The organism is Clostridia bacterium, from assembly GCA_017438525.1.
Classification (GTDB): domain Bacteria; phylum Bacillota; class Clostridia; order Oscillospirales; family RGIG8002; genus RGIG8002.
In genome coordinates, this window is the sequence record JAFRVI010000027.1 from 1 (window position 1) to 23657 (window position 23657).

Below are 23657 nucleotides of genomic sequence, written 5' to 3' on the forward strand. Positions count from 1 at the left end.
ATGCTGCGCGAGTCGGACGAGATGATGTATATCGAAAAGGCCTGCTACTACAAAGCGGCCGAAAGAGACTGACTCCGCGCCGTCCGCTCCGGCGGACAGGCGGGAAGAGAGGTATATATAATATGGAAGAGAATACGAGAAAGAAGATAAGCTTCAGCGCGATACAGCCGAGCGGCACGCCGACCATCGGCAACTACTTCGGCGCGCTCAAAAACTGGGCGGCGCTGCAGGAGGAGTTCGACTGCATCTACGCCATCGCCGACCTGCACGCGCTGACCGTGCGGCAGGAGCCCGCGGAGCTGCGCAAGCGCACCCTTTCCGCGATATCGCTGGCGATCGCCTGCGGCATCGACCCCTCGCGCAGTCTGCTTTTCGTGCAGAGCCACGTCCACACCCACGCGGAGCTTACGTGGATACTCAACTGCTGGACGCCCTTCGGCGAGCTTTCGCGCATGACGCAGTTCAAGGATAAGTCCCAGAGCCACGCCGACAACGTCAACGCCGGACTTTTCGACTACCCGGTGCTGATGGCGTCCGACATACTGCTTTACAACGCCGACGTCGTGCCGATCGGCAACGACCAGAAGCAGCACCTGGAGCTCGCGCGGAACATCGCCGTCCGCTTCAACGGCAGCTTCCCCGGCGTCTTCACCGTGCCGGAGCCGTATATGCCGAAGCAGGGCGCGCGCGTCATGAGCTTGCAGGACCCCGCCAAGAAGATGTCGAAGTCCGACCCCAACCCGAACGGCTACGTTTCGATGCTTGACGACAAAGATACCGTCATCCGCAAGTTCAAGCGCGCCGTCACCGATTCCGGCGCCGAAGTGCGCAGGGGAGAGGGCAAGGAAGGCATAAACAACCTCATCGACATCTACTGCGCCGCCACCGGCAAAACGCCGGAGCAGGTCGAGCGCGAGTTCGAGGGCAGGGGCTACGGCGACTTCAAGCTCGCCGTGGGCGAAGCCGTCGCCTGCGTCATGGACCCCATCCGCGCCGAATACGACCGCCTGATGAATGATAAGGCGTATCTGGAAAAGGTCTGCGCCGACGGCGCGGAAGCCGCGCTGTATATTTCCGGCAAGACGCTGCGCAAGGTATATAAGAAAGTCGGGCTGCTGCAAAGATAAAAGCGGTGATTTTCGGCCCTTTGCGGCTTGTCGTCCTCGGCAGGCAGATAGCCTGGCCTTCGTCCTTCCGCGCCGAAAATCATCCGAAAATCCCTCGCTTTTTACTCAAAGTCCGGGAAGCTCCCTCAGACGAGGGAGCTGTCGCCGAAGGCGACTGAGGGAGTGAAATTGCCAAAGGCAATAATAATTCAAATTGCCGCAGGCAATTTGCTCATTAACTGCGAGCGAAGCGAAGCAATTTCACTTATGCGAAGCATAAATTTCACTGCGAAGCAATTTCACTGTCTCGCTTCGGCGAGACAATATCACTGCGAACGCAAAGCGTTCGCAATCGGGAGCTTATGGATAACACAACCGTCTACGTCACATTTACGTCGCTGCCCTTCGGGTGGGTGCTCGCCGCGTTCGCGATCGCGGCGGTGATGTGCTTTTTCGCGTCGCCGTTCGCGCGCCGGCTGGCGATACTCATCGGCGCGATCGACGTCCCGAACGACGACCGCAGGGTGCACCGCAGGCCCATTCCGCGAATGGGCGGCCTTGCCATATTCATCGCGTTCGCGACGGCGACGCTGTGCTTCTACCCCTACCTCGACAAAAGCTATTTCGGCTTCCTGGCGGGCGGCGCGGTGCTCGTGACCGGCGGCATACTGGATGATAAATATGACCTGCGCCCGATGAAGAAGTTCGCCTTCCAGGTCGCCGCCGCAGGCGTCGCCGTGGCGTCGGGCGTGCGCATCGACGTGCTGAATAACATCCTGCTCTTCTCGTCGAAGGAGTATATCTCGCTCGGCTGGCTCTCCGTGCCGATAACGATGGGCTGGATAATCCTGCTGATAAACGCCGTCAACCTCATCGACGGGCTGGACGGTCTCGCCGCGGGAGTGGCGAGCATCTCGTCGCTGACGCTGCTGATAATCGCGGTGCTGCTCAACGACGCACCCTCCGCGATATTGACGGCGGCGCTCGCGGGCGCGTGCATCGGCTTCCTGCCGTTCAACTTCAATCCGGCGAGCATCTTCATGGGCGAGACGGGCGCGTCCTTCATCGGCTATGTGCTGGCGTGCGCGTCGGTCGCCGGACTTTTCAAGATGTACGCCGTAGTGTCGGTCGCCGTGCCGATAATAATCCTCGGCCTGCCGATATTCGAGATAATCTTCTCCGCCGTCCGCCGCATACTGAAGGGGCAGTCGCCCGTCCACGCGGATAAGAAGCACATACATCACCGCCTGCTCGCCCTCGGGCTTTCGCAGAAGCAGTCGGTCGCGTTCATCTACGGCGTCTGCGTCATTCTCGGCGCGGTCGCGGTGCTCTTCGTGCTCGGCAGGGAGAGGATCGCCCTGCTGATCATCACGCTGGCGGTCATAATCGGCGTCGGCTTCGCGCTCTGGCGCATCAACGCCACCCCGCTCGCGCTCTACCGCAAGATAAAGTGGTGGCTGATCGGCCTGCGCGATCCGGAAGCCGCTGCCGCCGCGAAAGCGGAGGAGGCCGCCGGAGCCGCGGAAGCGGACAAGCTCGGCCGCCGCGTGCACAAGCACCTGAAGCCGAAGGGGCAGAAGGACGTGCCGACGGAATCGAAACCGCAGGAGCCGGACGAAACCGCCGCCGAACCGCTCGAACCTTCACCCGAATCGGACGAAACCGCCGCCGCGGAGTCTGTTATATATAATAAGGAAGAAAACGGCGAGCAGTGATCCGCCTTCGTACCGCAGAGCGTCCGTGACGGATGAGGTGTCATCCTGAGGGCGAAGCCCGAAGGATCCCCCGCCTTTTCCGACCGGCTGCAAGAGGAAGCGGCAAGTGATATTGCGGCTTCGCCGCAGTGATATTATCGCTTCGCGATAGTGATATTGACGCTGTGCTTCAGTGTTATTGCCGCCTGCGGCGGCAGATGTTCGCGGCTCCCCGGAATGACGCCGCGCGGCCGCGTCCACATATTGTGCCCGCGCCCGCGTATTTCCACTAAATATAACCGCGAAAAAAATTTTTTCAAAAATAGCAAAAAAACACTTGCATTTCGCGCTCGGCTGTGATATTATAGCCGAGCGTGGTTTGTTAAACCCCATACTGCGGAACCCTGCGCAGCGAGCGCGGGCGCGCGGAAAAAGGCGAACGGAAGTCGTTACTCCGGCACGCCGCCGCGGGCAGTATGAACAGACCTACGGGAGCGATGAAGCGGGAGGTTGCCGTCCCAGAGACGGGTTATTTCCGCGGAGCTCCGGCGGAGGGGACACCCCCGACGCCAACGTCCGTGCAAATCGGACGGCCGTGCCCGGTGACGTATTCGGTAACCCGAAAATATGCGTTATGCTCCGGTGACTGCGGCAACTGCGGCTCTGCCGGTTATTTAACGGGCAGGGGCGAAACGCTCGGCGGCGTGTCAGAAAAAGACGCGCTTCCGGGGCTAATCTATTTTCGGCAGGAGGAAAAACACACATGGCAAACAAGGAAAAAGTCAGAATCAGACTCAAGGCGTACGATCATCAGCTGATCGACGCGTCCGCCGCTAAGATCGTCGAAGCCGCGGAGCGCACCGGAGCGAAGGTCTCCGGCCCCATCCCGCTTCCGACCAAGAAGGAGATCGTCACGATACTCCGCGCGGTCCACAAGTACAAGGATTCCAGAGAGCAGTTCGAGATGAGAACGCACAAGCGCCTCATTGACATACTGAATCCGTCCGCTAAGACCATGGAGGCGCTTGCCAGCTTCGAGCTGCCCGCCGGCGTCGAGATGGAGATCAGAAACTGAGCGGAGGGTCAAGTTGACGGCGGCTTATATATATTAATGAAGTAAGCCGGCGCCAACCAATAACCAAAGGAGGAAAAAATTATGACAAAGGCCATTATCGGCAGAAAACTCGGTATGACTCAGATCTTCGACGAAGACGGCAACGTCACTCCTGTGACCGTTATCGAAGCGGGTCCCTGCACGGTGATCCAGAAGAAGACTGTCGAGACCGACGGTTATGAAGCGCTTCAGCTCGGCTTCGCGGACGCCGCGGAGCACAGAGTCAACAAGCCCGAAAAGGGACACTTCGCCAAGGCGGGCGCCGCCCCCAAGAAGTTCCTCAGGGAGTTCAAGCTCGACGGAGAGTACAACGTCGGCGACGTCATCAAGGCGGACGTTTTCGCCGAGGGCGACGTGGTTGACATCAGCGGCGTCTCCAAGGGAAAGGGCACCGCGGGCACCATCAAGCGTTACGGCGCGCATCGGCTCCCGATGAGCCACGGCGCCGGCCCCGTCCACCGCAGCGTCGGTTCGACGGGTATGAACTCCGACCCTTCCCGCGTCTTCAAGGGAACCCGTATGCCCGGCAGAATGGGCAACGAGAAGATCACCGTTCAGAACCTCATTATCGTCAAGGTTGACGCCGAGAACAACGTGATCGCGGTCAAGGGCGCCGTCCCCGGCAACAAGGGCGGCATCGTCACCGTTACGGCGGCTGTCAAGGGAGGTAACAAATAATGGCTAAAGCTGGACTTTATAACATCAGCGGCAAGAAGGTCGGCGATTTCGACCTCAACGACGCGATTTTCGGCATCGAGCCCAACACCGCGGTCATGCACGCGGCGGTCAAGAACCACCTGGCCAACTGCCGTCAGGGCACGCAGTCCGCGCTGACCCGCGCGGAAGTAAGCGGCGGCGGCAAGAAGCCGTGGCGCCAGAAGGGCACCGGCAGAGCGAGACAGGGCTCGACCCGCGCTCCGCAGTGGACTCACGGCGGTATCGCCTTCGCTCCCAAGCCGAGGGACTACAGCTACGAGATCAACAAGAAGGCCAGACGCCTCGCGCTCAAGAGCGCCCTCTCCGTCAAAGCCGGCGAGGAGGAAGTTTATGTCATCGACGAGCTGAAGCTCGACGAGATAAAGACCAAGAGCATCGTCAAGATGCTGGAAGAGATGAACGTCGCCAACGCGCTGCTCGTCACCGCGGAATCCGACAATATCATCTACCGCAGCGCCCGCAACATCGAGGGCGTCAAGGTCATCCCGCTGAACAACATCAGCACCTATGACCTCATCAAATACGACAGTCTGGTCATCGCCAAGGACGCTGTCGAGAAGCTGCAGGAGGTGTATGCGTAATGACGGCTCAGGATATCATTCTCAGACCCATCATCACCGAAAACTCCATGGACGGCGTTACCTATAAGCGCTACACCTTCAAGGTCGCGCCCCGCGCCAACAAGGCCCAGATCGCCGCTGCGGTCGAGGAGCTGTTCAACGTCAAGGTCGCCGACGTCCACACGATCAACATGAAGGGCAAGCCGAGGAGACAGGGCTACACGTCCGGTTACACCTCCGCCTGGAAAAAGGCGATCGTCAAGCTCACGAAGGAAAGCAAGCCCATCGAGTTCTTCGAGGGCCTCATGTAAGTGAGCGATTATCCGCACTAAACAGCGGGAGAATTTGTTTAAGGAGATTGAATTATGGCTATAAAAACTTATAATCCGACGACTCCGGGCCGCAGAGGCATGACCGTCACGGATTATACCGAGCTTTCCAAGGTCAAGCCCGTGAAGAGTCTGTTGGCTCCCAAGAAAAAGCACGCCGGCAGAAACTCTTACGGCAGGATCACCGTTCGCCATCAGGGCGGCGGCAACAGACAGAAGTACAGGATCATCGATTTCAAGCGCGCCAAGCAGGATATGCCCGCGACGGTGCAGTCCCTTGAATACGATCCCAACCGTTCCTCCTTCATCGCTCTGGTGAAGTACGAAGACGGCGAGAAGGCGTACATCATAGCGCCTCACAAGCTGAAGGTCGGCGACGTTATCGTCAACGGCGCGGCCGCGGATATCAAGCCCGGCAACACCCTGCCGATAAGCTCCATCCCGGTCGGTACCTTCATCTACAACATCGAGCTTCACCCCGGCAGGGGCGGCCAGCTCGTCCGCAGCGCCGGCACCATGGCGCAGCTTATGGCGAAGGAGGGCGAATACGCCCAGGTCAGACTTCCCTCCGGCGAAGTCCGCCTCATCTCCGTCCGCTGCATCGCCAGCATCGGCCAGGCGTCGAACATCGACCATGAGAACGTCAACGTCGGTAAGGCCGGACGCACCCGTCACAGAGGCGTTCGCCCGACGGTCCGCGGTTCCGTCATGAACCCGAACGACCACCCGCACGGCGGCGGCGAAGGCAAGTCCCCGATCGGCCGTCCCGGCCCTGTCACTCCTTGGGGCAAGCCCGCGCTGGGATACAAGACCCGCAAGAAGAACCACCGCACTGACAAGTTCATTGTCAAGCGCCGCAACGGTAAGTAATGCGAGGGAGGAAAGAGACTTATGGGAAGAAGCATTAAAAAGGGTCCGTTTGTAGAGCAGCGTCTTTACAACAGGATCATTGAAATGAACAAAGCCGGCGAGAAGCGCGTTCTCAAGACCTGGAGCAGAGCGTCCACCATCTTTCCGGATTTCGTCGGCCACACGATCGCCGTTCACGACGGACGCAAGCACGTTCCGGTGTACGTGACGGAGGATATGGTCGGTCACCGGCTGGGAGAGTTTGCCCCCACGCGTACCTTCAGGTCGCACTCGGGCAGCAAGACCTCCAACACGAAGTAAGGAAGGGAGAATTTTTATGCAGTCTATTGCGCATCTGAGATACCTGAGAGTATCTCCCAGAAAAGTAAAAATTGTCCTCGACCTTATCAGAAATAAGGACCTCAGAGAGGCGCTGGCGATCCTGAGCAACACGCCGAAGCTCGTTTGCAGAGACGTTGAGAAGCTCGTCAGATCCGCCGCCGCGAACGCCGAGAACAACAACGGCATGGACCGCTCCAAGCTCTACGTAGCCGAGTGCTTCGTGACCCCCGGCCCGACCCTCAAGAGGATCAGACCGAGAGCGAAGGGCAGCGCGGCGCGCATTCTCAAGCGCACCTCGCACATAACCGTCGTTCTCAAAGAACGCGAAGAGTAAGGAGGCAGATCAATGGGACAGAAAGTTAATCCGCACGGTCTCCGTGTAGGCGTCATCAAAGGATGGGACTCCAAGTGGTACGCGAAGGACGAAGAGTTCGGCGATCTGCTTGTCGAGGACTACAAGATCAGGGAATTCCTGAAGAAGAAGCTCTATGACGCGGGCATCGCCCGTCTCGAGATAGAGCGCGATAACGCGAAGATCCGCATCAACGTGTACTGCGCCAGACCCGGTATGATCATCGGCAGAAACGGCGAAGGCATCGAGGCGCTCCGCGCCGACGTCGAGAAGCTCGCTTCCAAGCCGGTCATGCTCAACGCCGTCGCCATCAAGGAGCCCGATCTTAACGCTCAGCTGGTTGCCGAGAACGTCGCGCAGCAGCTCGAGAAGCGCGTTTCCTTCCGCCGCGCCCTTAAGCAGGCGATCGGCAGAACGATGAAGCTCGGCGCGAAGGGCATCAAGACCTGCGTCAGCGGTCGTCTCGGCGGCGCCGAGATCGCCCGTACCGAGCATTATCACGAGGGCACCATTCCGCTGCAGACTCTGCGCGCGGACATCGACTACGGTTTCGCCGAGGCGCACACCACCTACGGCGTTATCGGCGTCAAGGTCTGGATCTACAAGGGCGAAGTCCTTGCCGATTCCGGAAACACTCAGAGAAGAAGAGGGGGTAACCGCTGATGCTTATCCCGAAGAGAGTTAAATACCGCAAACAGCAGCGCGGCCGCCTTAAGGGCAAAGCGCTCCGCGGCAACAAGGTGACCAACGGCGAATACGGCCTCCAGGCCCTCGAGCCGAGCTGGATAACCAGCAACCAGATAGAAGCCGCCCGTATCGCGCTCACGCGTTACATCAAGAGAGGCGGTAACGTCTACATCAAGATTTTCCCGCATAAGCCCGTGACCGAGAAGCCGGCCGAGACCCGCATGGGTTCCGGTAAGGGCTCGCCGGAGTACTGGGTAGCGGTCGTCAAGCCGGGCAGAGTCCTGTTTGAGATCGCCGGAGTACCGGAAGCCACCGCCAAGGAGGCGCTCCGACTCGCCGCCCACAAGCTGCCTATCAAGTGCCGCTTTGTGACCAGGGAAGAGGAGGTCGAAGCGAAGTGAAAAACGTAAAAGAGCTTAAAGAACTCAGCGTGCTCGAGCTGAACGATCAGCTCAAGGAGCTGAAGGAAGAGCTGTTCAACCTTCGCTTCCAGCACGCGATCAACCAGCTGACGAACCCCGTCAGGATCAATCTCGTCAAGAAGGACATCGCGAGAGTCAAGACGGTTATCCGCGAAAAAGAGATAGCCGCTGCGGGAGGAGCCGATAAGTAATGGAAAGAAATCTCAGAAAAGAGCGCGTCGGCAAGGTCGTAAGCGACAAGATGGATAAGACGGTCGTCGTCGCCATCGAGGAGCACGTCAAGCACCCGCTTTACAAAAAAGTCGTTAAGAGAACTTACAAGCTGAAGGCCCATGACGAAAACAACGAGTGCGCGATCGGCGACACCGTGCGCGTCATGGAAACGAGGCCGATCTCCAAGGATAAGCGCTGGAGACTGGTTGAGATCGTCGAGAAGGCGAAGTAATTCGCTTTCGGTTTAAGGAGGAAAACGTATTATGATACAAATGCAGACCTATCTTAAAGCGGCGGACAATACCGGAGCGAAGGAGCTTATGTGCATCCGTGTTCTGGGAGGCACCCGCCGGAGATACGCCGGCATCGGAGACGTCGTCGTGGCTTCCGTCAAGAAGGCCGCGCCGGGCGGCGTCGTCAAGAAGGGCGAGGTCGTTCGCTGCGTTATCGTGCGCACCGCGAAGGAGCTCCGCCGTGACGACGGCTCCACCATCCGCTTCGATGAAAATGCGGCGGTCATCATCAAGGAAGACAAGAACCCCAGAGGTACCCGTATCTTTGGACCGGTCGCCAGAGAGCTGAGAGAAAAGGATTATATGAAGATCCTCTCGCTCGCGCCCGAAGTGCTTTAATGGGGAGGAACGAGAATGAAAGTACATGTTAAGACCGGCGATACCGTAATGGTCATCAGCGGCAGACACGGCAAGAACGGCGACGTCGGCAAGACCGGCAAGGTCGTGGCCGTTTCTCCCAAGGAGGGCAAGGTCATCGTCGAAGGACGCAACATCAAGCAAAAGCACGTCAGACCCCGCAAGCAGGGCGAGCAGGGCGGTATCATCGCCGCCGAGGGCGCTCTTCACGCCAGCAAGGTTATGCTTGTCTGCCCCAAGTGCGGCAAGCCCACCAGAGTCGGCCATGAAGTCAGCGTCGACGCCAAGGGCAACGTGACGAAGCTCCGCAAGTGCCGCCGCGCGGACTGCGGAAAGACCTTCAAGTGAGGAGAGTAGAGATGGCAAGATTAAAGGACTTTTATAAAAACGAAGTCGCTCCCGCGCTCATGAAGAAGTTTGAGTACAAGAGCGTAATGCAGATACCCAAGCTTGACAAGGTCATCGTCAACGTCGGAGCGGGCGACTGCAAGGACAATCAGAAAGCGCTTGACGCGATCGTAAAGGACGTCGCCGCGATCACCGGTCAGAGACCGGTCGTCACCAAGGCGAAGAAGTCGGTCGCCAACTTCAAGCTGAGAGAGGGCATGAGCATCGGCGTCAAGGTCACCCTTCGCGGCGACATGATGTACGAGTTCGTCGACCGCCTCTTCTCCGTGGCGCTTCCCCGCGTCAGAGACTTCCGCGGCATCAACCCGGACGCCTTCGACGGCAGAGGAAACTACGCGCTCGGCCTGAAGGAGCAGCTGATATTCCCCGAGATCGAGTATGACAAGGTCGAGAAGATCCGCGGTATGAACATCGTGTTCGTAACCACCGCGCCCAACGATGAAGAAGCAAAAGAGCTGCTCGCACTTATGGGCGCTCCGTTCGCGAAGTAGGAGGAGAGAGAATTATGGCTAAAACATCAATGAAGATAAAGCAGCAGCGTACGCCGAAGTTCTCTACGCGTGCCTACAACCGTTGCAAGATATGCGGCAGACCGCACGCGTATCTCCGCAAGTACGGCATATGCAGAATATGCTTCCGCGAGCTTGCTTACAAGGGCTACATCCCCGGCGTCAAGAAGGCGTCCTGGTAATAACCACTTTATAAGGAGGAAGAAATAATGCAGACAACAGATTCCATTGCCGATATGCTCACCCGTATCCGTAACGCGAATTCGGCAAAGCACGATTCGGTTGATGTTCCTGCGTCCAACATAAAGAGGGCTATTGCTCAGGTGCTTCTGGACGAGGGATATATCAAGAGCTGGACCAACATCGAGGACGGCAAGCAGGGAATAATCCGCATCGTCCTGAAGTACGGTCCCAACAAATCGCAGGTCATTCAGGGACTCCGCAGAGTTTCGAAGCCCGGTCTCCGCATTTATGCGTCGAGCGAGGAGCTTCCGAAGGTCATGCGCGGTCTGGGAATAGCCATCGTGTCCACCTCCAAGGGCGTTATGACCGACAGAGTGGCGCGCAAGGAAAACATCGGCGGCGAAGTTCTCGCCTTCGTCTGGTAAGGGAGGAAGAGAAATGTCACGAATCGGTAAAAAGCCTATCGTCATCCCCGCCGGAGTTACCGTCGATATCAAGGAAGGCAACGTCGTCACGGTCAAGGGCCCCAAGGGAACCCTTGAGCAGCCCCTCTGCCCCACGATGAAGCTGACTATGGAAGACGGTCAGATCACCGTTGAACGTCCGGACGACGAGAAGGAAAACAGAGCGCTCCACGGTCTTACCCGCGCGCTGCTTCACAACATGGTCGTGGGCGTCACCGACGGCTTCTCCAAGGAGCTCGAGGTCAACGGCACCGGTTACAGAGCTCAGAAGCAGGGCAAGCAGCTGGTCATGAACCTCGGTTATTCCCATCAGGTCGTTATGGACGAGATCGACGGCATCACCATCGACGTCCCCGGCCCGAACAAGATCATCATTTCCGGTCCCGATAAGCAGAAGGTCGGCCAGTTTGCCGCGGAAGTCAGAGAAAAGCGTCCGCCGGAACCCTATAAGGGCAAGGGCATCAAGTACGTGACCGAGCACATCCGCCGCAAGGAAGGCAAGGCCGGCAAGACCGCGAAGTAAGGAGTGAGAAGATATGATCAATAAGAAAGATTCCAACGCTGCCAGACTCAAGAGACACTTCAGAGTCAGGAACAAGATATCCGGAACTCCCGAAAGACCGCGCCTGAGCGTTTATCGCAGCACGAGCAACATCTACGCCCAGATCATCGACGACGTCGCCGGCAAGACGCTGGTCGCCGCCTCTTCTCTCGAGAAGGGCTTCGGCGTCAGCGGAGGCAACAAGGAAGGCGCCAAGAAGGTCGGCGAGCTTATCGCGAAGAAGGCGCTGGACGCCGGCATCGAGAACGTCGTTTTCGACCGCGGCGGTTACATCTATCACGGCAGAGTCCAAGCTCTCGCCGAAGCGGCCCGTGAAAACGGACTGAAGTTCTGATGGGGAGGAATACGATGTCAAGAATAGATGCACAGCAGTTTGAACTTACCGAAAAGGTAGTCGCCATAAACCGCGTATCCAAGACCGTCAAGGGCGGACGTATCTACAAGTTCGCCGCGATCGTCGTCGTCGGTGACGGAAACGGCACCGTCGGCGTAGGTCTGGGCAAGGCCGGCGAAGTTCCGGACGCCATCCGCAAGGGTATCGAAGACGCCAAGAAGAACCTCGTCAAAGTCGCCCTGAAGGGCACCACGCTTCCTCACGAAACGATCGGCGCGTTCGGCGCGGGCAGAGTCATGCTCAAGCCCGCCGCCCCCGGTACCGGCGTTATCGCGTCGGGCGCCGTCAGAGCCGTCGTCGAGGCGGTCGGCGTCAGAGACGTCAGAGCGAAGTGCCTTCGTTCCAACAACCCCATCAACGTCGTTTACGCGACGATGGAGGGACTCAAGAGCCTGCGCAGCATAGAGCAGGTGGCGGAAGTCAGAGGAAAGACGCCCGCCGAGATCGTCGGATAGGGAGGATAAATTATGGCTACCGCAAAGAACAACAAGCAGGTAGAAGTCAAGCTCGTCAAGTCCCTCATCGGCAGGAAGAAGAGCCACATCGCCACCGCGAATTCCATGGGACTTCGCAAGATCGGCGACAAGAGCGTTCAGCCCGTCAATGACGCGACCAACGGCAAGCTCGCCCACATCTGCTATTTAGTAGAAGTCAAAGAACTGTAAGGAGGTGCTACGCGTATGAAATTGTGTGATCTCACACCTGCCGAGGGCGATTCCAGAAAGGCATGGCGCAAAGGCAGAGGCGCGGGCAGCGGCAACGGCAAGACCGCCGGCAAAGGACACAAGGGACAGAACGCGCGCTCCGGCGGCGGAGTCCGTGTCGGATTCGAAGGCGGCCAGATGCCCATCACCAGACGCCTGCCCAAGAGGGGCTTCACGAACGTGTTCGCCAAGAAGCTCGTCGAGGTCTATATCTATGAGCTCGAGCGTTTCGATAACGGCACCGTGGTCGACGCGCAGCTTCTCCTCGACACCGGCGTTATCTCCAAAGCAAACGACGGTATAAGAATCCTCGCCAACGGCGAGCTGACCAAGAAGCTCACCGTCAAGGCGGCCGGCTTCACCAAGGCCGCGCAGCAGAAGATCGAAGCTGCCGGCGGAAAGGCCGAGGTGATCTGATGTTTTCGACGCTTAAGAACGCTTTCAGAGTTCGGGAGATAAGAAATAAGATCATCTACACCCTTTTCATCATTCTCATCTTCCGTCTCGGATGCCACGTCATGGTTCCGTTCCTGAACCCCGACGCCGTCCAGGCGGCAGCATCGAGCCAGCAGGGCACGTTGTCGACGTACCTCGGACTGCTGACCGGCGGCGCGTTCCAGAACGCAACGCTGTTCGCGATGTCCATCACGCCCTTCATCAACGCGTCCATAATCATGCAGCTGCTGACCGTCGCGATCCCCGCCCTCGAGAGACTCTCGAAGGATGAGGAGAACGGCAGGAAGCGCATCGCGCAGATCACCCGCTACGTCGCCGTCACTCTCGGCTTGCTGCAGGGCTTCGTGTACTACATCACCCTGACCCGCAACACCGCGACGCTCGAAGACGGAACGACCCAGGCGGTCCTCGCGACCAACACGCCCTTCGGCGGCGGCGACTGGTTCAGAGCCATCGTCATCATCTCCTGCTTCGTGGCCGGCACCGCGCTGGTCATGTGGCTGGGCGAACAGATCAATGAGAAGGGTATCGGCAACGGTATCTCCATGATCCTCTTCGCCGGTATTCTGGCGAACTTCAAGAGTTTGGTGCTCTACCTTATCGAGCTGTACCGCAACAGCGAATGGATCCTCGCGACCGCGATCATCCTGGGCATCCTGTTCATGATCGTCTACGTCGTCGTGATCTCCGCGACGGAACGCCGCATCGCCGTTCAGTACGCCAAGCGCGTCGTCGGCCGCAAGGTCTACGGCGGCCAGAGCACCCACATCCCCTTCAAGCTGAATATGTCGGGCGTTATGTCCATCATCTTCGCCAGCTCCCTTGTGAGCATGCCGCAGATGATCACCGAGTTCTTCGCCGATCAGACTCAGGGATGGATCGTCTTCATCCAGAAGTGGTTCGGACCGAGGTCCTGGGTATACGCCATCGTATTCTTCCTGTTGATAATCTTCTTCAACTTCTTCTACATCTCGATTTCCTACGATCCGCAGGAGATCGCGAATAACCTGAGGAAGAACAGCGGCTCGATCCCCGGCATCCGTCCGGGCGAACCGACCGTCCAGTACATCAAGAAGATACTCAACAAGATCACGCTCATAGGCGCCTTCGCGGTCGCGCTGATCGCGATAATCCCGGTGCTTGTCGGAATCCTGTTCCCGCAGGTCGGCAACCTGGGCATCGGCGGCACCACGCTCCTCATCTGCGTCGGCGTTGCGCTCGACACGATGGAAGCGATCGAGTCCCAGCTGATGATGAGACACTACAAGGGATTCCTTGAGTAATTCCCGGTCCCTATGAAGCTGATATTCTTCGGCCCCCCCGGAGCGGGGAAAGGAACTCAGGCGGCGCTGCTGGCGGAAACGCTGGGCGTGCCGACGATTTCCACAGGTAACATCATCCGCGAAGAGATAGCCGCCGGAAGCGAGCTGGGCGCTGCGGCGCAGCAGGCGATAAACGAAGGCAAGCTTCTCGCGGACGAGATCGTTATCGAAATAATAAGGACCAGACTCGCGAAGCCCGACTGCGCCGGAGGGTTCATACTCGACGGCTTCCCGCGCACGATAGCGCAGGCGGAAGGGCTTTGCGGGATGGGAATTGTTATAGACAAGGTGATTGACATCGAGGTAGCCGACGACGTGCTTATAAAGCGCATGAGCGGACGCCGCGTCTGCCTGAAGTGCGGCGCGACCTACCACCTCGAGAACAATCCGTCCCCGGCGGGAGACCGCTGCGGGGTATGCGGCGAGCCCCTGAGCGTCCGCGAGGACGACAGGGAGGAGGTCGTTCGCGAACGGCTGGAGGTGTTCCACCGACAGACCGAGCCGCTGCAGGCGTATTACCGCGACAAAGGGATCCTTTTCCCCGTCGACGGCAGCGCCTCCATCGGCGAGATCGCGAGCGAGATCGTCGGGATAGTGCGTGGCTGATATGATAGTGCTTAAAGATAAAGCTGAATTAGAGTTGATGCGGGAGGCGGGTAAAATAGCCGCGGCTGCTCTCGTTGAAACAGGGGAACGCATCAAAGACGGCGTAACCACCGCCGAGCTGGATAAGTTCATCCGCCGCTTTATCGAAAAGCACGGAGCCACTCCGTCATTCCTGAATTATCAGGGCTTTCCCGCGTCCGCGTGCATATCGATCAACGAGGAGGTCATCCACGGCATCCCGTCGAAAGACAGGGTGATCCGCGAGGGCGACATCGTCACGATCGACGTCGGAGCGTTCAAAAAGGGCTACCATTCAGACACCGCCTACACCTTTTACTGCGGAGAAGTGAGCGAAGAAGCGAAGCGTCTCTGCGAGGTGACGAAGACGGCGCGGGACAGAGGCATCGAAGCGGCGCTTATAGGCAACCGCATCGGCGACATCGGTTCCGCGGTGGAGAGCGAGGCGCTCGCGCACGGATACTCCGTGCTGCGCGACTACACCGGCCACGGCGTCGGAACGCATCTCCACGAGCCGCCCGACGTGCCGAATTACGGCAGGGCGGGGCACGGTGTCAGACTTTGCGAGGGTATGACCATCGCGATAGAGCCCATGCTCACGCAGGGCAGCGAGCGTGTCTTCACCCTCCCCAACGAGTGGACCGTCGTGACCGCGGATAACAAGCTGTCCGCGCATTTCGAACACACGGTCGCTATCACGCCGAACGGCGCGGAGATACTGACGAAGGTATAACGCAAAAGGAGATTTCTATGGAGATTGAACCCGGTTGCGTCGTCCGGTCCCGTGCGGGGCACGACAAGGGCCGCGTTTACGCGGTCATCGCCGTGGAAAACGGCTTCGCCTCCGTCGTCGACGGAGAGCTTCGCAGACAAGCGAAGCCGAAGCGAAAAAACGTCAGGCATCTCGCGTATTTGGGCAAACTTGATACCGCGGATGCGAAAAACGCGGAAGACCACGTTCTCAGAAAGCTGTTAAGTTCCTGGAGGTAATTTATGTCAAAAGAAGATATGATCGAGCTGGAAGGAGTAGTCGTCGAGGCGCTTCCCAACGCCATGTTCTCGGTGAAGCTGCAGAATGACCACATCGTTCTGGCGCATATCTCGGGCAAACTCAGAATGAACTACATCAAGATTCTCCCGGGCGACAGGGTGACGCTTGAAATGTCTCCCTACGACCTGACAAGAGGCCGCATCACCTGGAGAAACAAGTAAGAGGCGGGTTTCCGCCGCTGAAGCACAGCGAATCATCGCATAGCGTAGGAGGAAAATATTATGAAAGTCAGACCTTCGGTAAAACCGATGTGTGAAAAATGCAAGATAATCAAGCGCAAGGGGCGCGTCATGGTCATCTGTGAGAACCCCAAGCACAAGCAGAAGCAGGGCTAATAAAATGGAGGTGCAGAAGTAAATGGCACGAATTTCCGGTGTTGATCTGCCGAACGAAAAGCGCGTTGAGATAGGCCTCACCTATATCTACGGCATAGGCAGGACCCGCTCAAACGAGATTTTGAGCAAAACGGGAATCAATCCCGATACCAGAGTCAAAGACCTTACCGACGATGAAGTTTCCAAGATCAGAGAGTTCATCGAGGCGAATTACAGCGTCGAAGGCGACCTTCGCAGAGAAGTCGCGCTCGACATCAAGCGCCTGGTCGAGATCGGCTGCTACAGAGGCGTGCGTCACCGCAAGGGACTGCCCGTCCGCGGCCAGAGATCCAAGACCAACGCGAGAACCCGCAAGGGTCCGAAGAAGACCATTGCGAACAAGAAGAAGTAAGGAGGCAACGGAATAATGGCAGCTAAAACAGCGAAAAAAGGCGCTGCGACAGTCCGTCGCCGCCGTGAGAAAAAGTTTGTTGACAAGGGCGCGGCTCACATCCAGTCGACCTTCAACAACACGATCGTAACGATAACCGACACGCAGGGCAACGCTCTGTCCTGGGCGTCCGCGGGCGGCCTCGGCTTCCGCGGTTCCCGTAAGTCCACTCCGTTCGCGGCTCAGTCCGCCGCGGAGACCGCCGCGAAGGCGGCCATGGAATACGGGCTTCGCTCCGTCGAAGTTTACGTCAAGGGCCCCGGTTCGGGCAGAGAAGCGGCCATCAGGGCGCTGCAGGCAGCCGGCCTGGAGATCAGCATGATCAAAGACGTCACGCCGATCCCCCACAACGGATGCCGTCCGCCCAAGAGAAGACGCGTGTAACGGAGGAATAAGAATATGGCAAGATATACTGAAGCGGTATGCAGACAGTGCCGCAGAGAGGGCGAGAAGCTCTTCCTGAAAGGCGCGAAGTGCTATTCCGAGAAGTGCGCGATGAACGTCCGCCCCTTCGCTCCCGGCCAGCACGGCAAGGGACGCAAAAAGTCCTCTGAATACGGCATCCAGCTCCGCGCCAAGCAGAGAGCCAGAAGGATCTACGGCGTTCTCGAGACCCAGTTCCGCAACTATTTCGCCGAAGCCGAGAGAAGACCCGGCCAGACCGGTACGAACCTGCTCCAGCTTCTTGAGACGAGACTTGACAACGTGGTTTACCGCTGCGGCTTCGCGCTTTCCAGACCGGAAGCGAGACAGCTCGTGCTCCACGGCCACTACACCGTCAACGGCAAGAAGGTCAACATCCCCTCTTACGCGCTGAAGGTCGGCGACGTCGTCGCCATCACCTCCAAGTCTCTCGAGAAGGAAAAGATCAAGGCCGTTCTCGAAGCGACCGCGACTCATCCGGCGCCGAAGTGGCTCGACCTCAACAAAGAGGCGCGCGCCGCGAAGGTGCTCAGCATCCCGACCCGCGAAGAGATCGATATCCCGGTAGACGAGCAGCTCATCGTCGAGTTGTACTCCAAGTAAACTGCCGAAGGAGGCGGCTTTGCCGCCGTCCGCGCGGCGCTTATGCGCCGTATGGCTTCGCGCGCCCTTCGCGCGCAGAGCCGTCTCATTATAACCGCAGAGGAGGGTTAATATGATCGAAATCGAAAGACCGAAAGTGGAATTTTTCGAGCCGGAACCGGGCAGCAGCTACGGAAGGGTGATCGTCGAGCCGCTTGAAAGAGGTTACGGCATCACTATGGGCAACTCGCTCAGACGCGTTCTGCTCTCATCGCTTGAGGGCTACGCGGTGACGTCCGTCTACATCGAGGGCGTCCAGCACGAGTTCACGACCATCCCGGGCGTGAAGGAGGACGTTACCGAGATAGTTCTCAACGTCAAGTCCATCATCGCCAAGCTCAACTGCGAGGGACCGAAAACCGTATATATCGAAGCGCAGGGCGAGTGCGAAGTCACCGCCGGAAGCATCCAGCCGGACGCCGAGGTGGAGATACTCAACCCCGAGCTTCACATAGCGACGCTTGACAAGGACGCCGAGCTGCGTATGCAGCTTGTCATCAACGGCGGCCGCGGCTACGTCAGCTCCGAGCGCAACAAGTCCGAAGACGACGCCATCGGCGTGATACCGGTCGACTCCGTTTACACTCCGGTGCTGAAGGTCAACTACAAGGTCGAGAATACCCGCGTCGGCTCGCTTACCGATTATGACAAGCTGATCCTCGAGGTCTGGACGAACGGCACGGTTTCCGCGAAATCCGTCGTCGCCCTTGCCGCGAAGGTGCTCACCGAGCACCTGAACCTCTTCGTCGAGCTGACGCAGGAGGCGAAGGACGCTTCGATAATCATCGAGAAGGAAGAAGTGAGCAAGGAAAAGGTGCTCGAAATGACGATCGAGGAGCTCGACTTCTCGGTGCGCTCCTTCAACTGCCTGAAACGGGCGGGAATCAACACTGTGGAGGACCTCATCAACTTCTCCGAAGAGGATATGATCAAGGTCAGAAACCTCGGCAAGAAGTCGCTTGAAGAAGTCATCTCCAAGATCGCCTCGCTGGGCTTGTCCCTGCGCAGGGAAGAAGAATGATACAGGGAGGATACTGATATGCCCGGAACGAGAAAACTCGGGAGACCGACCGATCACCGCATCGCGATGATGAGGGGCATGGTCACGGCGCTGCTGGAGAACGGCCGCCTCGAGACCACCCTTTACAGAGCGAAGGAGCTGCGCTCCGTCGCCGACAAGATGGTCACTCTCGGCAAAAAGAATACTCTTCACAGCCGCCGTCAGGCGCTCGCCTTCATCACGAAGGAAGACGTCGTCAGCAAGCTGTTCAACGAGATAGCGCCCAGGTATGAAGGCCGCAGCGGCGGCTATACCCGCGTTATCAAGACCGGTCCGCGCCGCGGCGACGCCGCCGAGATGGCGATCATCGAGCTGGTCTGACGCGAATCGCGGAGCGATTTGCGTCAACGCTCGCCGAAGGCGAGTTCATAACCGCGGCGCAGCCGCGTCATAACTTAAAACCGTAAACCTGCGCGTAAGCGTCGGTGGATGGCTTTGAGTTCAGAGCTTGCGACCTTTCCCGCGTCCTACGCCGCGGAGAAAGGGGCTTCCGCAGCCGTTCAGCCACGGCGCGCGGAAATGGTACCGCTTACACCGGAAAACCGAACATTTACTCATACCGCGCGGCAGAAATGCCGCGCGGTTTGCGTTATGTAAAACCGCCGCTGCTCCGTCATTCCGCGTCGCCGCTGCTCCGTCATTCCGCGTCGCCGCCGCTCCGTCATTCCGCGGCGCCGGCGGCTCTGTCATTCCGAGGGGGCGCGAACGCGCCGACGAGGAATCCCACGGGCGAACGCGGGGCGTTCGCAGTGATATTGACGCTGCGCGTCAGTGATATTATCGCTCCGCGATAGTGATATTGCGGCTTCGCCGCAGTGATATTGACGCTTCGCGCCCGTAGGGACGAGCACCGCTCGTCCGTGCATTCTCGCACCCGCGCCGCCCTTTGTCATCCTGAGCGGAGCGATGCGAAGCATCGCGCCCGTAGGGACGAGCATCGCTCGTCCGTGCATTCTCGCACTCGCGCCGCCCTTTGTCATCCTGAGCGGAGCGATGCGAAGCATCGCGCCCGTAGGGACGAGCATTGCTCGTCCGCGCAGTCACGCTGAACGCCGCGAAAGAAAACGAAGCGTAGCCCCCGTTTCCGACTGTGCACTTTCCCGATAACACGACCGTTACCGACAAGATCCTTCGACTCCGGCTTCGCCTTCGCTCAAGATGACAACGTATGCAGGCGTCTGCTTACGGTGTGGGATCCTTCGCTGACGCTCGGGATGACAGTCCCGTCGGCAGACGCGCGGCGACTCAAAAGCGGGCGCTGCCCGCCGCCCGCAAGCCGCGTGCGATAGCCGCTTGACTGTCTTTGCCGCGGATGGTATAATCAAGATACAGAATAATCGCTCTGTACCCCGCGTTCTGCGAAGGAGGATGCTATGTTCATTCTGAAAAAGCTGCTGCTTATCGTATTGATAGTTGTTATCGCCGCATCCGCGGCAACTGTCGCGCTGAGTTTTTACGTTAAGCTCAGCACCAGAGACAGACTGCTCAGCGAGAGCGAGCTCTGCGAGCTCGGCGGATTCGACTGCATACTCGTGCTCGGAGCGGGAGTCACCGGGGAAGAGCCGAGCTCTGTGCTCCACGACAGGATCACTGCGGCGGTGGTGCTTTACGAAAAGGGTGCCGCTCCGAAGCTGCTTATGAGCGGAGACCATGCGCGTGATAATTACGACGAGGTCAACGTGATGAAAAGCAAGGCGGTGAGTCTCGGAGTCCTGTCGAGCGACGTCTTTATGGATCACGCGGGGCTTTCCACCTATGACAGCGTATATCGGGCGCGCGAGATTTTCAAGGCGAAGAAGATCATCATTGTAACTCAGAAATATCATCTCTATCGCGCTCTCTACATCGCGGAGCGACTGGGCGTCGAAGCTTACGGCGCGGCGGCGGAGATACTTGAACGCGAAGGAGGCGCGGGGCGCGAGCTGCGCGAAATAGCCGCGCGCGCCAAGGACGTCGTCAAGTGCGTCTTCAAGCCGGAGGCGAAGATCCTCGGCGAAGCTATCCCCGTCAACGGCGACGGCGACGTGACGAATGACAAATAAGCGTTTATAATAGCAAAAACGCCGCGTCTTTTGGGCGCGCAAATCAGGGATACGCTGGTCTTAAAAAGGATCTTTTCGCGCCGGTCGGCGTTGAAAGCGCTCGGAAACGGCTGATTGCCGGCGGGGACAATACGCCTGATAAACGAATAAATCCGGTGCTTTCCGGTTTGTTGTTCTTCCCGAAGATCAGTCAAAAATAAGAATAATCTATCCAAAAACGCCGCGTCTTTCGACGCGGCGTTTTTCTTTCTGACCTTGACCGAATGAAGATCAATCGGCCTCACCGAAAAAACTCAATAGTTTTCGACGACGATCTCAAAATATGCCTGCGGATGAGCGCAGACGGGGCAGACCTGCGGAGCGGACTTGCCGACGTGGATATGACCGCAGTTGCGGCACTTCCACATATAAGTTCCGTCCTTCTCGAAAACAGCGCCGGCCTCGAGCGCCGCAAGCAGCTTGCGGTATCTCTCCTCGTGCGCCTTCTCGATCTTCGCTACGCCCTCGAACTGTGCGGCGATCTGGAGGAAGCCCTCCTCCTTCGCCTCCGCGGCCATGCGCGGATACATATCGGTCCACTCGCCGTTTTCGCCGGAGGCGGCGGCGAGAAGGTTCTCGGCGGTCGAGCCGATGCCGTTCAGGTGCTTGAACCACAGCTTCGCGTGCTCCTTCTCGTTTAACGCGGTCTCCTCAAAAATGGCGGCTATCTGCTCGTAGCCCTCCTTCTTCGCCTTAGAAGCGAAGTAGGTGTACTTGTTCCTCGCCTGCGATTCGCCGGCGAACGCCTCCATCAGATTTTTTTCGGTTTTGCTTCCTTTAAGTTCCATTAAAATCAGACCTCCTTTCAAGTAAAAGAATAACATATTTTTAATGATTTGTAAATAGTAAAATCAGTCTATTATGAAACAGCTTCGCAATTTGTTGTGAAACCGCTTGCATTCACGCTTCGTGTGTGATATACTGTATAATGGCGGCAGATGAGGGACGCGATGCCGTTTCCGCCGCCGGACGACCCGCAAACAGCGCTTTGCGAACGCATTTTACCTCGAAAGGACGAGTGAATATGAAAAAAGTCGGTTTCACCGAAACGGTGCTGAGGGACGCCAATCAGTCGCTCATCGCCACGCGCCTTCCCTTCGATAAGTTCGAGGGGATACTTGAAACGATGAACAAGGCGGGCTACTACTCCGTCGAATGCTGGGGCGGAGCGACCTTCGACTCCTGCCTGCGCTATCTGAACGAGGACCCGTGGGAGCGCCTCCGCAGGATCAAGGAGAAGATGCCCGATACCAAGCTGCAGATGCTGCTGCGCGGTCAGAACCTGCTCGGCTACAAGCACTATCCGGACGACGTCGTCCGCCGCTTCGTGCAGCTTTCCGTCAAAAACGGCATAGACATCATCCGCATTTTCGACGCGCTCAACGACATCCGCAACATCAAAGTCGCGGTGGAAGAAACGCTGAAATGCGGCGCCCACGCCTCCGGCGCGATCTCCTACACCACCAGCCCGGTGCATACGCTCGAGAACTACGTCAAGCTCTGCAAGGAGATGCAGGAAATGGGCGTCAACTCCATCTGCATCAAGGATATGGCGGGCGTCATGGCTCCGGACGAGGCGTACGACCTCGTTTCCGCGATCAAGAACGCCGTCGACCTGCCGCTCGTCGTCCACACGCACTGCACGACCGGCCTCGCGTTCATGACCTACCTTAAAGCCGTCGAAGCCGGCGCCGACGTCATCGACACGGCGACCTCCTGCTTCTCCGGCGGCACCTCCCAGCCCGCGACCGAAACGCTCGCGTTCGCGCTGCGCCGCCTCGGCTATGAAGTCGACCTCGACGACGCCGTCACGAAGCAGGTCAACGACTGGTTCAAGCCCGTCCGCGACGAGTTCCTCGAAGCCGGCAAGCTGAACCCCCGCGTGCTCGCGACCGACACCGACGCGCTGAACTACAAGATCCCCGGCGGAATGCTCTCCAACCTCATCGCGCAGCTGAAGGCGCAGAACGCGCTCGACCGCCTGCCCGAGGTGCTTGAAGAGACCCCCCGCGTCCGCAAGGACATGGGCTATCCTCCGCTGGTAACTCCGATGAGCCAGATGGTCGGCGTCCAGGCGGCGACGAACGTCCTGCAGGGCGAACGCTACAAGACCATCAGCAAGGAGATAAAGGCGTACCTCCGCGGCGAATACGGCCGCGCCCCCGGCGAGATCGACGCCGACCTTATGAAGAAGGGACTTGAGGGCGAGGAGCGCATCACCTGCCGCTTCGCCGACACGCTCGAGCCGCAGATAGAGAAGGCGCGCGCCGAGATCGGCGACCTCGCCGAGAGCGACGAGGACGTCCTCTCCTACATCGCCTTCCCGCAGCAGGCGGAGAAGTTCCTGACCGACCGCCGCGCCAACGCGGAGAATAAGGCGAAGTACACCATCGAAGCCATCTGAAAGGACGGGATACCGATATGCTGAGATTCATTTCCGAAGCGGCAGCCGCGACGGGCGCGAACTCCAACGCCGAGATGGCGAAGTCCGCCGGCGGCGTGCTCGCGATCGCCGGGCTCGGCCTGCTGGTCGTCTTCGCGGTGCTCGTGCTGCTGATGGGCGTCATCAAGCTGATGGGCGTGTTCCTGAAGGATAAGGCGGCGCCCGCCGAAGCCGCGCCCGCGGCAGCGGCCGAAGCTCCCGCCGCGCCGGCCGCGGAAGCCCCCGGCTCCTGCGGCGAGGTCAAGCTCTTCGACGTGCCCGACAAGACCGCGGCGATGCTCATGGCGATAACCGCCGACAAGCTCGGCGAGCCGCTGAACACCCTGCGTTTCATCTCCATCAAAGAAGTAAAGTGACGAAAGGACGGAACCCGATATGAAATATAAGATAACTCTCAACGGAAAGACCTACGAGGTAGAGGTAGAGAAGGGCGAAGCCATCGTCGCCGCCGAATATGAAGCCATGGCTCCGGCTCCCGCCGCTCCTGCCGCCGCTCCGGCTCCAGCTCCGGCAGCCGCTCCGGCTCCCGCA

General features: G+C 58.7%; 38 protein-coding genes. 37 read left to right on the plus strand and 1 reads right to left on the minus strand.

Features of this window, described 5'->3' with window-relative positions; genetic code table 11:
• Positions 1–122: 122 nt before the first annotated feature.
• The 35 genes from trpS to IJL83_03000 all read left to right on the plus strand — a co-directional run bounded on the left by trpS (position 123) and on the right by IJL83_03000 (position 20644).
• Positions 123–1127 (plus strand): tryptophan--tRNA ligase, encoded by a 1005-nt coding sequence (trpS, locus tag IJL83_02830; protein ID MBQ6552533.1) that lies wholly within the window; start codon positions 123–125, stop codon positions 1125–1127.
• Positions 1128–1468: 341 nt separating this feature from the next.
• On the plus strand, positions 1469–2821 hold the full coding sequence (locus IJL83_02835; GenBank protein MBQ6552534.1) for an undecaprenyl/decaprenyl-phosphate alpha-N-acetylglucosaminyl 1-phosphate transferase: 1353 nt from the start codon (positions 1469–1471) through the stop codon (positions 2819–2821).
• Between the two features lie 742 nt (positions 2822–3563).
• Positions 3564–3875, plus strand: coding sequence for a 30S ribosomal protein S10 (rpsJ, locus tag IJL83_02840; protein MBQ6552535.1), 312 nt, complete (start codon positions 3564–3566; stop codon positions 3873–3875).
• Between the two features lie 81 nt (positions 3876–3956).
• Positions 3957–4592 (plus strand): 50S ribosomal protein L3, encoded by a 636-nt coding sequence (gene rplC / locus IJL83_02845; protein MBQ6552536.1) that lies wholly within the window; start codon positions 3957–3959, stop codon positions 4590–4592.
• On the plus strand, positions 4592–5212 hold the full coding sequence (rplD, locus tag IJL83_02850; protein MBQ6552537.1) for a 50S ribosomal protein L4: 621 nt from the start codon (positions 4592–4594) through the stop codon (positions 5210–5212). Before rplC ends, rplD begins: the two co-directional genes overlap by 1 nt.
• Positions 5212–5502, plus strand: a complete 291-nt coding sequence (rplW, locus tag IJL83_02855; GenBank protein ID MBQ6552538.1) for a 50S ribosomal protein L23 — start codon at positions 5212–5214, stop codon at positions 5500–5502. Before rplD ends, rplW begins: the two co-directional genes overlap by 1 nt.
• Before the next feature lie 54 nt (positions 5503–5556).
• Complete coding sequence (rplB, locus tag IJL83_02860; protein ID MBQ6552539.1) at positions 5557–6390, plus strand: 50S ribosomal protein L2; 834 nt, start codon at positions 5557–5559, stop codon at positions 6388–6390.
• Positions 6391–6411: 21 nt separating this feature from the next.
• On the plus strand, positions 6412–6690 hold the full coding sequence (gene rpsS, locus IJL83_02865; GenBank protein MBQ6552540.1) for a 30S ribosomal protein S19: 279 nt from the start codon (positions 6412–6414) through the stop codon (positions 6688–6690).
• A 16-nt stretch (positions 6691–6706) separates the two neighbouring features.
• Positions 6707–7045 carry a 50S ribosomal protein L22 gene (gene rplV / locus IJL83_02870; protein ID MBQ6552541.1) on the plus strand — a complete coding sequence of 113 codons (339 nt, stop codon included), beginning with the start codon at positions 6707–6709 and terminating at the stop codon, positions 7043–7045.
• 12 nt (positions 7046–7057) lie between these two features.
• Complete coding sequence (gene rpsC, locus IJL83_02875; protein MBQ6552542.1) at positions 7058–7726, plus strand: 30S ribosomal protein S3; 669 nt, start codon at positions 7058–7060, stop codon at positions 7724–7726.
• Complete coding sequence (gene rplP, locus IJL83_02880) at positions 7726–8151, plus strand: 50S ribosomal protein L16 (GenBank protein MBQ6552543.1); 426 nt, start codon at positions 7726–7728, stop codon at positions 8149–8151. The genes rpsC and rplP overlap by 1 nt, the downstream gene beginning before the upstream one ends.
• Positions 8148–8363: a 50S ribosomal protein L29 gene (gene rpmC, locus IJL83_02885; GenBank protein ID MBQ6552544.1), complete on the plus strand. Its 216-nt coding sequence runs from the start codon at positions 8148–8150 to the stop codon at positions 8361–8363. Before rplP ends, rpmC begins: the two co-directional genes overlap by 4 nt.
• The gene (gene rpsQ, locus IJL83_02890; GenBank protein ID MBQ6552545.1) at positions 8363–8617 is read left to right on the plus strand and encodes a 30S ribosomal protein S17; all 255 of its coding nucleotides are present in this window, start codon (positions 8363–8365) and stop codon (positions 8615–8617) included. The genes rpmC and rpsQ overlap by 1 nt, the downstream gene beginning before the upstream one ends.
• A 31-nt stretch (positions 8618–8648) precedes the next feature.
• The gene (rplN, locus tag IJL83_02895; GenBank protein ID MBQ6552546.1) at positions 8649–9017 is read left to right on the plus strand and encodes a 50S ribosomal protein L14; all 369 of its coding nucleotides are present in this window, start codon (positions 8649–8651) and stop codon (positions 9015–9017) included.
• Between the two features lie 15 nt (positions 9018–9032).
• Positions 9033–9383: a 50S ribosomal protein L24 gene (rplX, locus tag IJL83_02900; GenBank protein MBQ6552547.1), complete on the plus strand. Its 351-nt coding sequence runs from the start codon at positions 9033–9035 to the stop codon at positions 9381–9383.
• 11 nt (positions 9384–9394) lie between these two features.
• On the plus strand, positions 9395–9934 hold the full coding sequence (gene rplE, locus IJL83_02905; GenBank protein MBQ6552548.1) for a 50S ribosomal protein L5: 540 nt from the start codon (positions 9395–9397) through the stop codon (positions 9932–9934).
• Positions 9935–9948: 14 nt separating this feature from the next.
• Positions 9949–10134 carry a type Z 30S ribosomal protein S14 gene (locus tag IJL83_02910; GenBank protein MBQ6552549.1) on the plus strand — a complete coding sequence of 62 codons (186 nt, stop codon included), beginning with the start codon at positions 9949–9951 and terminating at the stop codon, positions 10132–10134.
• A 27-nt stretch (positions 10135–10161) separates the two neighbouring features.
• Positions 10162–10560 carry a 30S ribosomal protein S8 gene (gene rpsH, locus IJL83_02915; protein ID MBQ6552550.1) on the plus strand — a complete coding sequence of 133 codons (399 nt, stop codon included), beginning with the start codon at positions 10162–10164 and terminating at the stop codon, positions 10558–10560.
• Positions 10561–10573: 13 nt separating this feature from the next.
• Positions 10574–11122, plus strand: coding sequence for a 50S ribosomal protein L6 (rplF, locus tag IJL83_02920; GenBank protein MBQ6552551.1), 549 nt, complete (start codon positions 10574–10576; stop codon positions 11120–11122).
• 13 nt (positions 11123–11135) lie between these two features.
• Positions 11136–11495 carry a 50S ribosomal protein L18 gene (rplR, locus tag IJL83_02925; GenBank protein MBQ6552552.1) on the plus strand — a complete coding sequence of 120 codons (360 nt, stop codon included), beginning with the start codon at positions 11136–11138 and terminating at the stop codon, positions 11493–11495.
• 14 nt (positions 11496–11509) lie between these two features.
• Complete coding sequence (gene rpsE / locus IJL83_02930; GenBank protein MBQ6552553.1) at positions 11510–12010, plus strand: 30S ribosomal protein S5; 501 nt, start codon at positions 11510–11512, stop codon at positions 12008–12010.
• A gap of 12 nt (positions 12011–12022) precedes the next feature.
• Positions 12023–12220 (plus strand): 50S ribosomal protein L30, encoded by a 198-nt coding sequence (gene rpmD / locus IJL83_02935; GenBank protein ID MBQ6552554.1) that lies wholly within the window; start codon positions 12023–12025, stop codon positions 12218–12220.
• Between the two features lie 15 nt (positions 12221–12235).
• Positions 12236–12676 (plus strand): 50S ribosomal protein L15, encoded by a 441-nt coding sequence (gene rplO, locus IJL83_02940; GenBank protein ID MBQ6552555.1) that lies wholly within the window; start codon positions 12236–12238, stop codon positions 12674–12676.
• Positions 12676–13998, plus strand: coding sequence for a preprotein translocase subunit SecY (gene secY / locus IJL83_02945; GenBank protein ID MBQ6552556.1), 1323 nt, complete (start codon positions 12676–12678; stop codon positions 13996–13998). Before rplO ends, secY begins: the two co-directional genes overlap by 1 nt.
• Before the next feature lie 12 nt (positions 13999–14010).
• Complete coding sequence (locus tag IJL83_02950) at positions 14011–14643, plus strand: adenylate kinase (protein ID MBQ6552557.1); 633 nt, start codon at positions 14011–14013, stop codon at positions 14641–14643.
• A gap of 1 nt (position 14644) precedes the next feature.
• Positions 14645–15394 (plus strand): type I methionyl aminopeptidase, encoded by a 750-nt coding sequence (map, locus tag IJL83_02955; protein ID MBQ6552558.1) that lies wholly within the window; start codon positions 14645–14647, stop codon positions 15392–15394.
• 17 nt (positions 15395–15411) lie between these two features.
• A complete protein-coding gene (locus tag IJL83_02960) occupies positions 15412–15651 on the plus strand; it encodes a KOW domain-containing RNA-binding protein (GenBank protein ID MBQ6552559.1) in 240 nt (79 codons plus the stop codon).
• Between the two features lie 3 nt (positions 15652–15654).
• The gene (gene infA, locus IJL83_02965) at positions 15655–15873 is read left to right on the plus strand and encodes a translation initiation factor IF-1 (protein MBQ6552560.1); all 219 of its coding nucleotides are present in this window, start codon (positions 15655–15657) and stop codon (positions 15871–15873) included.
• 60 nt (positions 15874–15933) lie between these two features.
• Entirely contained in the window at positions 15934–16047 is a 114-nt protein-coding gene (gene rpmJ, locus IJL83_02970) for a 50S ribosomal protein L36 (GenBank protein MBQ6552561.1), read from the plus strand.
• Between the two features lie 22 nt (positions 16048–16069).
• Positions 16070–16438 carry a 30S ribosomal protein S13 gene (rpsM, locus tag IJL83_02975; GenBank protein MBQ6552562.1) on the plus strand — a complete coding sequence of 123 codons (369 nt, stop codon included), beginning with the start codon at positions 16070–16072 and terminating at the stop codon, positions 16436–16438.
• Positions 16439–16453: 15 nt separating this feature from the next.
• Positions 16454–16861, plus strand: a complete 408-nt coding sequence (rpsK, locus tag IJL83_02980; GenBank protein MBQ6552563.1) for a 30S ribosomal protein S11 — start codon at positions 16454–16456, stop codon at positions 16859–16861.
• Positions 16862–16876: 15 nt separating this feature from the next.
• A complete protein-coding gene (gene rpsD / locus IJL83_02985) occupies positions 16877–17503 on the plus strand; it encodes a 30S ribosomal protein S4 (protein MBQ6552564.1) in 627 nt (208 codons plus the stop codon).
• A gap of 112 nt (positions 17504–17615) precedes the next feature.
• The gene (locus tag IJL83_02990) at positions 17616–18563 is read left to right on the plus strand and encodes a DNA-directed RNA polymerase subunit alpha (protein MBQ6552565.1); all 948 of its coding nucleotides are present in this window, start codon (positions 17616–17618) and stop codon (positions 18561–18563) included.
• Positions 18564–18581: 18 nt separating this feature from the next.
• Positions 18582–18923: a 50S ribosomal protein L17 gene (gene rplQ / locus IJL83_02995; GenBank protein MBQ6552566.1), complete on the plus strand. Its 342-nt coding sequence runs from the start codon at positions 18582–18584 to the stop codon at positions 18921–18923.
• Positions 18924–19975: 1052 nt separating this feature from the next.
• Positions 19976–20644, plus strand: coding sequence for a YdcF family protein (locus IJL83_03000; protein ID MBQ6552567.1), 669 nt, complete (start codon positions 19976–19978; stop codon positions 20642–20644).
• Between the two features lie 293 nt (positions 20645–20937).
• Here IJL83_03000 and IJL83_03005 read toward each other — a convergent pair whose 3' ends face one another.
• Positions 20938–21471, minus strand: a complete 534-nt coding sequence (locus IJL83_03005) for a rubrerythrin family protein (GenBank protein MBQ6552568.1) — start codon at positions 21469–21471, stop codon at positions 20938–20940.
• A gap of 236 nt (positions 21472–21707) precedes the next feature.
• Here IJL83_03005 and IJL83_03010 point away from each other — a divergent pair, with 236 nt between their 5' ends.
• Together IJL83_03010 and IJL83_03015 are read left to right on the plus strand one after the other, a co-directional pair.
• Positions 21708–23087, plus strand: coding sequence for a pyruvate carboxylase subunit B (locus tag IJL83_03010; GenBank protein ID MBQ6552569.1), 1380 nt, complete (start codon positions 21708–21710; stop codon positions 23085–23087).
• A gap of 74 nt (positions 23088–23161) precedes the next feature.
• Positions 23162–23482, plus strand: coding sequence for an OadG family protein (locus tag IJL83_03015; GenBank protein MBQ6552570.1), 321 nt, complete (start codon positions 23162–23164; stop codon positions 23480–23482).
• Positions 23483–23657: the final 175 nt, after the last annotated feature.